Origin of the sequence: Vibrio sp. 11-4(1) (genome assembly GCF_013048625.1) — a bacterium.
Taxonomy (GTDB): Bacteria; Pseudomonadota; Gammaproteobacteria; order Enterobacterales; family Vibrionaceae; genus Vibrio; species Vibrio diabolicus.
Genome location: NZ_VHSY01000002.1, coordinates 246,023 through 258,260 on the forward strand (window position 1 = coordinate 246,023; position 12,238 = coordinate 258,260).

Genomic DNA, 12,238 nt, shown 5'->3' on the forward strand with positions numbered 1-12,238 from the left:
ACCTCAAGTAGGTCGTTTTTTATTGTCCCTAAATACTAATCAAAGATTAAATAAGGTTGCTCATCTACGATGACCTTTTTGACTTGAGTATTGAATACTTCCCCAAGGGCTTCTTCCGTTAGCACAGTATCGGCATTTCCTGATGAGTGCAGCACACCGTTGTTAAGCAGCAATACTTTATCTGCGTGCTTTAATGTGCGGTTGAGATCGTGATTAGCAACCAATACTCCAATTCCCTGCGCCGCCATAGCGTTAATCAATTGATAGAGCAGCCCCTCTTGCGCAATATCTAATGGTGCTGCTGGCTCATCCAAAATTAAAAACTGCGAAAAAGGATTAATGGTACGCCACACCTGCAAACATACGCCTGCTAATCGGACACGTTGCCACTCACCACCGGATAATGTTTGAATACTGCGATGAAGCTTATCTTGAAGTTGTACCAGCTCCACCACCATATTGACGGCATCACGCACTTTGATATCCGCAATCTCAGCACCACTTGGCAGAGATAAAGCGAGATACTGAAACACATCAACATTAAACGCTGGGCGTGATTGCTGACACAAATAACCTCGAACATGAGCTTGCTCTGACAACGGTAAAGTAAGCAAGTTTTTGTCGCCAACGCACACTTCACCACTCATACCCTCTCGGTGGCTTAACGTACCAGAAATCGCAGCCAATAAAGTACTCTTACCTGAACCATTAGGCCCAACGACATGTACGATTTCGCCTGCTTTGCATTCAAAAGAAAGAGGCAATAATCGACTACCAACCGACATATGTTTAACGTGCATCATGACTCTTCACCAGCATCCAGATGAAAATAGGTGCGCCAATCGATGTTGTCATGACACCCAAAGGTAGCTCAGCGGAGTCTAATAACAGCCTTGCGCCGATATCCGCAAATACAAGCAACGCAGCACCAGATATTGCAGAAAGTGGCAATAAATAACGGTTTTCCGTACCAAAAGCCAAACGCAACAAGTGCGGTACCACCAAACCAACAAAACTGATGATGCCACCCAAAGCGACTGAACTACCCACCAAAACAGAAATGGCGAGGATCAGTTTCCAACGCATTTGATGCACATCGACACCCAATTGGGTCGCATGAACCTCACCCAGCATCAATTTATCAAGCGACTTGCCTTTACAACACAACCAGATAAGCACAGGCAGCATCACCAAGGTAACGGTATGTTGATACCAACTTGCGCCACCAATGCTGCCCATTAACCAATACATCAGTTGGCGTAGGCTAAGATCATCACTGAAGTAAAATGCCCACGTCACAATCGCGCTCGATAAAATACCCAATGCGACACCAACCAAAAGCAATCGAGCCGTCGTCAGATGCATTGCCCTTGCTATCGCCACCAAAACAAACGTGAATACCATCGAGCCTGCAATCGCTGCCAACATAAAAACAATCGGGGTGGGAAGAACAGGTGACGCGAACATGATTAAGACCATTGCTAAGCTTGCACCACCAGATATACCAAGCACGCCGGGTTCAGCCAAAACGTTCCCAAGCAACACTTGTAACGTCGCGCCAGATACCGCTAACGCAGCACCAATAATTGCCGCAGACACCAACCTCGGTAAACGTAAGTCCACCAGTAGCTTATGTTCAAATGCAGATAAAGATTGAAAAGGAGAAAGGAAAATTTCTCCGACCATCAAGTGGATGGCAGAGAGTACAGCGAGCACGACCGACATAACCATCAGGTTACGTTGCCAGCGTCGTTCCTTGTTCAGGATAAGTTGTTGAAAATCCATAGCGGCCGATAAAAACAAACGAGGCTTAACCTTACAGTTAAGCCTCGGTAAATTGCAATTAACTTCTCAAAGCAATGTTGGATTAATCGTAAACCAACTCACCCTCTTCAAAACGGGTTTTCACTTCACAAACCATCAGAGCTGCACGTTGACCTATTGCGACGTGGCGGTTCGGGAAGACAATCGCTTCGTTTTCATTCTTCGCCATTAATGGTTTGTCGCCATCATGACCAAACACTTCGCCGTGAACAAATGAAGTGAAGTTTTCAACATTGTCGTCGAACATAAAGTCAAAATCTTCGTTCAAGCGAACGATTGTGCGACTTACTCGATATTTAATGCATGGTTTTGGTAGGTGTTCTGGCTTCGTTTCCGCAATCAAATTACGTAAAGACAAATCAAACGCAGTCAATTTATCAAGGTCATTTTCACCAATACGAGCCACACGACCAAGCTCCATCGTCAGAGCCTGCGCACCAAAGTTCTCGGCACTGTACCAGCTAAACGTACTCGATGGTGAGTTTGATAAGAGCACAGCTTCAATGTGTGCACTGTCCAAGAAATCGATTAATGCCTTGCTTCGCACAGGATGACGAGTCTTAGGACTCACTGCAAACGTATAGTGCTTCGAACCTCTAATCGCGCAGTGTAAATCAAGGTGCCAGCGTGTTGTCGGGTCGGTATCCTGATAAAAATCTCGAACAAGCAGCTTAAGCGTATCAGCGATGACAAGCTCTTTTGTCTGTTTGTGTTCTTTTTCGTCAAACAGACGGTTGAGGTTTTCTTCAAGGAATCGCGTGTGCGCCAGAGTGGATTCTGGATGAGCGATAATGAATAGACAACGGGTATCGACCGTCTGGAACCCAGATTCTATGTCTTGAATAATGGAATCCACCAGCTCCATCGGTGCCGTTTCATCTCCGTGAACCCCACAAGAGATGATGACGTTCTTCGTATCCTGAGTATAGTTCTCAGGGATCACTTCTAGTACACCACGCTGATAGAGTTTAAGTTTTACACCGTTAGAAAGCACCTGCTCCGCTGGTGCAACATCGATATGAACATCTAACGTGTCAGTTAAAAACGATTGGCGAAAGAGAGACTTCGTCATGCGTTACTCCTTAATAGCACGGCGGGTATGTTAATAAATTGTACAAAGGATTTTTGTTGCTGCGATCTCACTTATGAGTAGAAATCACTATTTCCCTCGAAAATCCGATACCTTTTCGCGCCAGGCACTCAAATCAAGCATTGAGGCGTTTAATTTTTAAACAATTACAAAGTGTTAGGGCTGTGAACTTTACCACAGCCCTGATTAAGATCATTATGATTTGATCAAATTTTTGTAGCTATAAAGCAGATTATGCATCAACAATGCGAAAAACTTAGCCGCGCTGTGCGAGCAAACGCTCAAACTCATCGACTTTTTCACGCACTAGCTCAACGCTCTGCTGCCAAAACGTTGGTTGGGTTAAATCCATCGACAGATGCTTTTCGACAACATCTTCCGCCATCATGCAGCCGGTATCGCGCAGCAAATTGATGTAATCGGTGTAAAACGCTTCGCCTTTGGTTTCTCGCTGTGCATAAATACCCTTGCTGAATAAGAAACCAAACAGGTATGGGTAGTTATAAAAACTCACACTATCGATAGAAAAGTGCAGCTTGCTTGCCCAGAAGTACGGATCCGGCTCGCTCATTACGTCGCCATACCATTCTTTCCAAGTTTCAGACATCAACTCACAGAATTCATCTGCGGTTAACTCTCCATCCTGGCGGCGTTCATAGAACGATTTCTCAAACTCGTAGCGAACCGGAATGTTGATCATTAAAGCTAGCGCAGATGACAACTCTTCCCACAACATCTCTAGCTTTTCATCGACGCTCTCCGCTTTCGAAATCAAATGATCACGAACGATGTTTTCTGCAAAAATAGAGGCGGTTTCTGCTAACGTCATTGGATAGTAAGTTTGGCAAAGTGGCAAATCGCGAATAACCCAGTTATGGAACGCATGGCCAAGTTCATGTGCCAGAGTCATCAGGTCTGAGCGGCTACCACTCCAAGTCATAAACACAAGTGGTGTTCGCGTTGCTGGTAGTTTGGTGCAGTATGCACCAAGGCGCTTGCTGGCATTTGGCGCGGCATCAATCCATCCGTTTTGTACCATCAAACGGACAAACTCCGACATCTCAGGGTTTACTGTTTCAAATGCTTCACAAATAACATCAATCGCTTCATCAAAGTCGTAAACCTTCGCTTCACCGCTCAAAGCAGGCATAGCCGCCAGATGATTCCAAGGTTTCATCTCATCCAGACCATGTACTTGCGCCATCAATAAACCCGCTTTCTGACCAATAGCTCGACTGTCTTTGGCTACTGTCATCATCGCATTTAAAGTTTCAGCTTGGATTCGGCTACCATGCAAACTCGGCTCGAGGAAGTGAACTTCACGCTTCGTCGAACGCTTTTTGTTTTCAGTTAAACGCCATCCTGCTAACGCATTCAAAATTGCAGCGAATGATTCTTGGTGCGTTTGCATTGCATCTTGTACGCCTCGCCACGCGGCTTCTTGACGCTCGAATTCAGAACCATAAAGAATGCTTGCCGCTTGAGAAAACCCAAGCTCTTCACTCTTACCATCTGTGTACTCAAGCTTCACTTTCAATGAGCCAGTCAGGTTATCATATAGGTTACCCCAAGCCGATTTACCATCCACACTCATCGCAGCCAGTAACTGTTCTTCTGCGTTGCTAAGACGAGTATCCGCCAACTTTCTGGAGTTCAAGATAGAAAAAGCTTGCCCACTGATATCAGGATTCTCATGATCTAACACGCGCAAGATAAACTCTTCGTCGGCATGCGTTAATGTCAAATCAAAGGGACTGAACGCTTGGGAAAGCTCCGAAAAGATGCGGGTCATTTTACCAAGTAACGATTTCGCTTCGGCGTTTGTTGCATCAACAGAAGCATAACAACTCGCAAAATTTGCAACTGTGCCCGCTAAACGACTCGCTGCTTCATTGGTCAAAATCGCATTTTGCATGATCTCTACGTTGCCACAATCTGCTGATTGTTTATTCAAAAGATCAATACATTGTTCAACAAGAGCAATATCGTCTTGAATTCGTGGGTCAGAAAGGTCGTTATAAACGATGGACAAATCCCAACTCGGCGTTGTCATTTCTATATTTCCTTTTTATGTAACTGAGTCAATTTTCGCTTCCTGCACCTAGCAGATGGGCTTCCACTGACATCTTCCGTGACTATGCCCGTAAGCAATATCGTTCTGGGCATTTTAATATTTATAAATTAACGAGTTAAAAGAGGTACGCCAATCGAACGCACCGAGGCGTAAATTTGCTCATCGATGGTCATAGTTATATGCGTGACAGAAGCGTTTCCTATCGACAACGTCGAATACCACTTGGGGTTACGCCAATCTAACTCCAATACATGAGCAAGAATCATACGAATGACGCCACCATGCGTGACGATAAGTAGATTGTCATTGATATCGTTGATGATTTGAGACCACACGCGACATATGCGCTCAGAAAATGTGCTTAAGCTCTCAGCGTTCGGCAACGTATGTTGTGCTGGCGATTGCCAAAAAGCATCTAGCTTTTTCCACTGCTCAGTGAGCATATCAAAAGGCATACCATCAAAATCACCAAATGCCATCTCTTGTAAAGATTCATCCGTCATTACTGGTAATAATTGCTGTTCAGCAATTATATTTGCCAGTTCTTGACAACGTGAAAGAGGAGAACAAATCACTCCACCCACACCTCGTCCACTCTCGATCCAAGCCCGAGCAATGCTTTCTTGGTCAGCAGGCGTAACTTTTACATCTGTTTGGCCATGGAGTCCTGGTGGAGCATCTACTTTTCCATGACGCACAAGATAGATATTGAGTGTTTTCATTTTGTTCCATCCTACTCTTTAAGAACCAACGGCAAACCAGCAGCAACAAAGGTAACACGATGGCAAACACTGGCTAGTTTTTGATTCATCCGTCCGGCATTATCCACAAAGTAACGACTAACCGCCCCCAAAGGCACAATACCCATTCCAACCTCGTTAGAGACGAATATTAACGTCGCATCTGAACCACGTACCACCTGTATAAGCTTTTCAATTTCTGCTTCTAGCTTCTCATTGGAACATTTATCACCTAACTCAAATATCCAATTATTGAGCCACAAGGTTAAACAATCGACCAGTACAACATCGGTGTTAGCGAAATTTGTCAGTAACTCAGATAAATGAAGGGGGCATTCATGCTCTTGCCACTCGCCCCCTCGTTGCTTCTGATGATGCGCTATTCGCTCTCGCATTTCTTGGTCAAATGGCAGCGCGGTTGCAACATAATGTAATGAGTGTTGAGAAGTGGTCGATAATTGCTTGGCTGTTTTTTCCGCCAAATGCGACTTCCCAGAGCGCGCGCCACCGAGTATCAATTGCTTCATGAGATGTGATAAAACCCAATCATAGTGAGATAAACAAGCAGTTCCGATAGCTGCTGCGCTGCGCCAAGACAATCCCCCGTAAAGCCGCCAATTCGCTTGGTTAACCAACGTTTGAACATCAAACGAAATACCACGAGAACAAGCGATATAAAGATCGCCTGCGTGATACCAAGCACAAGCAATGTTATGCCACCAGTAAACAACAAAATGGAGACTTCTAAAGAAGACTGGCTATTTGCCAGCGGTTTACTTTTCGACGTATCACTGTCACTGACATAAGGCATGTCATAAATAAGCGTCGCGGCTAGTGCTCGGCTTGCGGTATAAGCGACGACAATGACCAACCAAAACTGCGGCAAGTTAGCCAGTTCACTCCAAAAAACATACTTAGCCAATAACGCCATAATGAGAGTGGCTGCACCATAAGTGCCAATGCGGCTGTCCTTCATAATAGAGAGGCGTCGCTCTACGGTCATGCCACCGCCAATGCCATCCGCCATATCAGTCAAGCCGTCTTCGTGAAATGCCCCTGTTAACAATAAGCTAAACACCATCGTTAATACTACGGCAACCGATTCTGGGAAAAGAATTGAGGTGAGCGAAAATACCAGAGCACAAAGCGCTCCAAGCACGAGACCAACTAACGCGAAATAACGTCCGGCCTGATTCATGCGTTCTTCACTGTATGGCAACGCGTGGGGTACGGGTAAGCGACTAAAAAAACTGATAGCTAATAGAAACAACTCCCACTGGTATCTTAACGATGATGGCGTGACGTTCTCAGAATTATCAGGGACTGACACTATACTGTAACTCCTGCACTCTCAAAGCTCGCCATCTTGTTGTAAAACTGGGCAGCAGCTTTTAACAAGGGTAAGGCAAGAGCGGCTCCGGTTCCCTCCCCTAATCGTAAACCAAGATCGAGTAGAGGTTCTGCTTTTAGGTACTCTAATACAAACTTATGTCCATTTTCTTCGGAGCGGTGGGCAAACAACATGTATTCGCGTGCTTCTTCGTCTAGCAACGTTGCAATATACGCAGCAACCGATACGATAAATCCATCCACTAAAACTGGGGTTTTAAGCCGCTTGGCTTCTAAAAATGCGCCCACCATTTGTACGATTTCAAAGCCTCCAACCTGTGCGAGAATCGCTTTAGTATCAAGACCTCGACATCGGTTCACGCCCTGTGCCACTAGTTTATATTTACGGCTCAACTGCTGTTGATTGATTCCTGTACCGACACCAACACAATAATCAATATCTAATGAACTCAGCGCCGATAACAGTGCGGAAGCCGAACTGGTGTTACCAATGCCCATCTCACCGAACATCAATAGATTTGAGCCAGACAAAATGGTTTGCTCAGCAATCTTCGCACCATACTCTAAACCTAGCGCCACTTGTTCTGTGGACATCGCTGATTGTTTAGAAAAATTAGCCGTACCGTTACCCAACCGTTGTTCAACCAAGTTTGGATGAAACTTAAATTCTGGAACCAGCACATCAATAGGTGCCAACATGCCGCAATCTATTACTTTGAGTTGGATGCCATTGATGTCGCAAAAGCAGTTGATGGCTGCGCCGCCGGCGAGAAAGTTAGCCACCATTTGCTGAGTGACTTCGCTTGGCGCAATGCTTACGCCTTCCTCTGCAACGCCGTGATCTCCAGCAAATACCAGCATGCTCGGTTTACAGATAGCGATGGAATCAACTGGCTGAGGTTTATCCTGACTTTGAATAAGAGCTAGCTGTAGTGCCACCTTTTCCAATAAGCCTAAAGAACCGACGGGTTTGGTTTTGTTATCTATGCGCGCTTGTATCTCCGCTGCAAAAGAGTCATCCATTTTTACGTTCCTTTGATGTTGTCTGGGTGAGAGGTGTTCCATTGATTAAGAAATCTTGCTCAGCCCCAGTTTTGAGCGTCCACTATTGTATACCCTTGCATCCGCTTGGGGCAGCGCTAATCAGATTTCTGTTAGGAAAGTCTACTGAGTTCGCAGAGCGTCTCACCTTTCGAGCATTCGATTATAAGTAACTCCTTGAAATCCGCTACAATAGCTTAGGCTATATTCCCATATAGGAGAAAGGACATGGATAACAACACCTGCGCCATCATCGCTGGGGCGACTGGCTTAGTCGGTTCAAAAGTCATTACAAACCTCATAAATCAATCAGGTGTTGGTACCTTATATTATCTTTCTCGCCGCCCACTCGATGGCGTCCTAGATGCGGACAATAAGCTTGTTCCTCTCATTGATGCCGACCTCTCTATCCACCAATGGGATGATAACCAACCAACACCGACCATCGGCTTTATTTGTTTAGGCACAACTCTTAAGCAAGCAGGCAGTAAGGATAATTTACGTAGAGTAGATGTTGATCTGGTGTGTAAAGTCGCCCAACAGATGAAAACGATCGGAGTCAAACGCCTTGCGGTTGTTTCTAGCCTTGGTGCAAATAGTAAATCACCATCCCATTACTTAGCCTGTAAAGGACAAATGGAACAAAGAATCGAAGCTATGGGTTTTGAGGAAATCGTGTTTGTTCGCCCAGGCCCGCTTGTTGGTCAACGTCAAAGCCCAAGAACGGACGAGAAGTTAGTGCAAACTCTGTTTAAGGTAATTCGCCCATTCATGCTTGGCAAACTGTCCAACTTTTTACCTATTCGAGCGGAAGATGTCGCCAAAGCGATGATTTATCAACTTTTCAGTTATCAAGAAGACTCGGTGGTTTACTTACAAAGGCAAGAAATGCGTGACTTACTGCATCACTACGAATAACCATTTTGTACATTTAACGTGCTAATTCACACTCTCACGCGACTTAGATCTCGTTTTTATATTCATTTTAGATCTAGCTAATACCCGTTTGTCATTTTTAAAGTTATATCGCGAGCGTTATCTTACGCCCCATAAACAAATCCGTATAAAACCCCGTATAAAAAACAACCGCCATTTCGGCAGGTTGATAAGGTCAGATTATGAATTTTGCAGTGATAGCCTCTCTAGCCGTCTTTGTTGGCATATTGTTCTTTCTTTTTAACCAACAACAAAAGAAACACACACTTTCTCGTCTCGTTTTAATCGGTCTTGTTACTGGTTCTCTTTTTGGTCTTGCTTTGCAACTCATTCACGGTGAAGGCAACAGCGCAATTGCTCAAACACTTGAATGGGTAGGCATTGTAGGCAGTGGCTACGTTGGTCTACTGAAAATGGTCATCATGCCACTAGTATTGGTATCGATGATCTCTGCAGTTGTTAAATTGGAGAAAGGTGGATCATTAGGTAAAATTTCTGGCCTGACCATCTCTGTTCTTCTAGTAACGACTGCAATTGCTGCACTTATCGGTATCTTGGTGACAACAACATTTGGCCTGTCAGCAGAAGGGTTAACTGAAGGTGCTCGTGAAACCGCTCGTATCGCCGTTTTAGAAAGCCGTGCTGGTACAGTAAGTGACCTAACTATTCCTCAAATGCTAGTTAGCTTCATTCCAACCAACCCATTTGCTGATCTAACAGGTGCTCGCTCGACCTCAATTATCGCTGTCGTTATCTTCGGTGTATTAACCGGTATCGCCGCTCGTAAGGTGATGATGGAAAAAGCAGAGTTAGAATCACCGATTCGTACTTTCGTAGAAGCAGCTCAATCAATCGTTATGCGATTAGTGAAGATGATCATGGCGTTAACGCCATACGGCATCGCAGCACTGATGGCAAAAGTGGTAGCGACATCAAGCGCAGGCGACATCCTAAACCTACTTGGCTTTATTGTGGCGTCTTATGTTGCTATCGCTCTGATGTTTGTTGTTCACGGCGTATTAGTCTCGTTTGTCGGCGTTAGCCCTGCGGAATACTTTAAGAAAATCTGGCCTGTACTGACCTTCGCGTTTACATCTCGTAGCTCAGCAGCAACGATCCCACTAAACGTAGAAGCGCAAATCACCAAGCTTAACGTTCCACCAGCAATTGCAAACCTATCAGCATCGTTTGGTGCCACTATCGGCCAAAACGGATGTGCAGGTATCTATCCTGCAATGCTGGCAGTGATGGTAGCTCCGACAATGGGCATCAACCCACTGGATCTACACTTTATCCTGTCATTGATTGCGATTATCACCATCAGCTCATTTGGTATTGCAGGTGTAGGCGGCGGTGCAACGTTTGCAGCATTGATTGTTCTTCCTGCAATGGGCTTACCTGTCACCATCGCGGCGCTGCTTATCTCTATTGAACCATTGATCGATATGGCACGTACCGCACTGAACGTTTCAGGATCAATGACTGCGGGTACAATTGCTAGCCGAGTGCTGAAGTCACCAGAAAGTGAAGCAACATTGGAAGAAACACGAGCATAGAACTCAAATTCCTTCCAAAGCGATAAAACGTAAAATATCAAGCCGATGGTTCGCCATCGGCTTTTTCATTTTCAAAAATTCAACTTGCATCTTTCGTTGCTAGTCAAGGCGTTGAATGGTCTAATACTGTCATCGGTTTTGTAAACGGTAAGCAGAATGCACCAAGATAATCATCCCACTTTTTTCTTCTTTGATTATGAGACATGGGGAACCAACCCCGCGAAAGATCGCCCAAGCCAGTTTGCTGGTGTTCGTACAGATGAAAACTTCAATATCATCGGCGAGCCTTTAGTCATGTACTGTCAACCACCGGCTGATTATCTTCCGTCTCCTGAAGCTGCGCTTATTACTGGTATTACTCCGCAAAAAACGGTTCAAGAAGGCCTTTCTGAGCCTGAGTTTATCGCTAAGATTCACGCTGAACTCGCGAAACCAAATACCACCAGTTTAGGCTACAACAGCATTCGCTTTGATGACGAAGTGACACGTTATACTTGTTATCGCAACTTTATCGATCCATACGCATGGAGTTGGCAAAACGGTAACTCGCGTTGGGATTTACTCGATGTATTACGCGCGTGCCACGCCCTTCGCCCAGAAGGCGTAGAATGGCCAGAAAACGAAGATGGCTTCACTAGTTTTAAATTAGAGCACTTGTCTGTTGCTAACGGCATAGAACATAGTAACGCGCACGATGCGATGGCAGACGTGGTTGCGACTATCGAAATGGCAAAGAAAGTAAAAGCAGCGCAACCAAAATTGTTTGACTACTTCTTTTCTATGCGCCAAAAGCGTAAGCTCAATGAATTAGTCGACATCGTCAACATGACGCCTTTGATGCACGTTTCAGGCATGCTAGGGCGCGAATGCCAGTACACTAGCTGGATTGTGCCTGTTGCTTGGCATCCAACCAATAATAACGCCGTTATCACTATCGATTTAGCGAAAGACCCTCAACCTATTCTAGAGCTATCCGCAGAAGAGCTACACGAAAGACTCTACACTAAGCGAGAAGATCTTGGTGACTTGCTACCAGTACCAGTTAAGTTGGTTCATTTAAACAAATGCCCTATTCTCGCCCCTGCAAAAACGTTAACGGCTGAAAATGCGGAGTCTATTGGCATTGATCGCCAGCAATGTCTCGCTAATCTCGCTTTGTTGCGCCAACATCCTGAAATTAGAGAAAAGCTGATTAGCCTATTTTCTGTGGAGCGTAAATTCGATAAAAGTGATGACGTCGATACGCAACTTTACGACGGATTCTTCTCTCCGGCCGATCGCGCAGCCATGGATATCATTCGAGAAACCGACCCGAACAATCTTGCCGCATTGGACATTGAATTTGATGACAAGCGCATTAAACCTCTATTGTTCCGCTATCGTGCGCGTAACTTCCCAGGCACATTAGACGAGCAAGAACAGAGACGCTGGGCATTACACTGTCGAGAAGTGTTTGAAAGCCAAATTGAAGAGTACATGCTGAATTTAGAAAACTTAGTTCACGAACATGAAAGTGACGAAAAGAAGATTGCGATATTAAAATCCGTGTACCGTTATGTAGAGAGCTTAGCTTCTTAACTCCTCCTAATACAAGCGCACCTTATGGTGTGCTTGTTGTTTATATACT

Annotated in this window: 11 protein-coding genes; 3 read left to right on the forward strand and 8 right to left on the reverse strand. The window is 45.0% G+C overall.

Annotated elements, in window-relative coordinates; genetic code table 11:
- Positions 1-35: 35 nt before the first annotated feature.
- From btuD to cobT, 8 genes are all read right to left on the reverse strand, one after another.
- Positions 36-803 (reverse strand): vitamin B12 ABC transporter ATP-binding protein BtuD, encoded by a 768-nt coding sequence (gene btuD / locus FKN16_RS04595; protein WP_170902109.1) that lies wholly within the window; start codon positions 801-803, stop codon positions 36-38.
- Entirely contained in the window at positions 790-1,785 is a 996-nt protein-coding gene (gene btuC, locus FKN16_RS04600) for a vitamin B12 ABC transporter permease BtuC (protein ID WP_170902110.1), read from the reverse strand. Before btuC ends, btuD begins: the two co-directional genes overlap by 14 nt.
- Before the next feature lie 82 nt (positions 1,786-1,867).
- Positions 1,868-2,896, reverse strand: coding sequence for a succinylglutamate desuccinylase (locus FKN16_RS04605; protein ID WP_006741645.1), 1,029 nt, complete (start codon positions 2,894-2,896; stop codon positions 1,868-1,870).
- A gap of 274 nt (positions 2,897-3,170) precedes the next feature.
- Positions 3,171-4,967, reverse strand: a complete 1,797-nt coding sequence (locus tag FKN16_RS04610; RefSeq protein WP_170902111.1) for a M3 family oligoendopeptidase — start codon at positions 4,965-4,967, stop codon at positions 3,171-3,173.
- Between the two features lie 128 nt (positions 4,968-5,095).
- Positions 5,096-5,710: an alpha-ribazole phosphatase gene (gene cobC, locus FKN16_RS04615; protein WP_145532213.1), complete on the reverse strand. Its 615-nt coding sequence runs from the start codon at positions 5,708-5,710 to the stop codon at positions 5,096-5,098.
- 11 nt (positions 5,711-5,721) lie between these two features.
- Complete coding sequence (gene cobU, locus FKN16_RS04620; RefSeq protein WP_170891361.1) at positions 5,722-6,255, reverse strand: bifunctional adenosylcobinamide kinase/adenosylcobinamide-phosphate guanylyltransferase; 534 nt, start codon at positions 6,253-6,255, stop codon at positions 5,722-5,724.
- Complete coding sequence (locus tag FKN16_RS04625; protein WP_170902112.1) at positions 6,252-7,058, reverse strand: adenosylcobinamide-GDP ribazoletransferase; 807 nt, start codon at positions 7,056-7,058, stop codon at positions 6,252-6,254. The genes cobU and FKN16_RS04625 overlap by 4 nt, the downstream gene beginning before the upstream one ends.
- Positions 7,058-8,101: a nicotinate-nucleotide--dimethylbenzimidazole phosphoribosyltransferase gene (gene cobT / locus FKN16_RS04630; protein ID WP_170891359.1), complete on the reverse strand. Its 1,044-nt coding sequence runs from the start codon at positions 8,099-8,101 to the stop codon at positions 7,058-7,060. The genes FKN16_RS04625 and cobT overlap by 1 nt, the downstream gene beginning before the upstream one ends.
- A gap of 246 nt (positions 8,102-8,347) precedes the next feature.
- On the opposite strand from cobT, the gene FKN16_RS04635 reads away from it, so the two are divergent.
- From FKN16_RS04635 to sbcB, 3 genes are all read left to right on the forward strand, one after another.
- Positions 8,348-9,037 carry an NAD(P)H-binding protein gene (locus tag FKN16_RS04635; RefSeq protein ID WP_005397784.1) on the forward strand — a complete coding sequence of 230 codons (690 nt, stop codon included), beginning with the start codon at positions 8,348-8,350 and terminating at the stop codon, positions 9,035-9,037.
- A gap of 200 nt (positions 9,038-9,237) precedes the next feature.
- Positions 9,238-10,611 (forward strand): L-cystine transporter, encoded by a 1,374-nt coding sequence (locus FKN16_RS04640; protein ID WP_005377885.1) that lies wholly within the window; start codon positions 9,238-9,240, stop codon positions 10,609-10,611.
- A 156-nt stretch (positions 10,612-10,767) separates the two neighbouring features.
- Positions 10,768-12,189, forward strand: a complete 1,422-nt coding sequence (gene sbcB, locus FKN16_RS04645) for an exodeoxyribonuclease I (protein WP_170902113.1) — start codon at positions 10,768-10,770, stop codon at positions 12,187-12,189.
- Positions 12,190-12,238 lie beyond the last annotated feature (49 nt).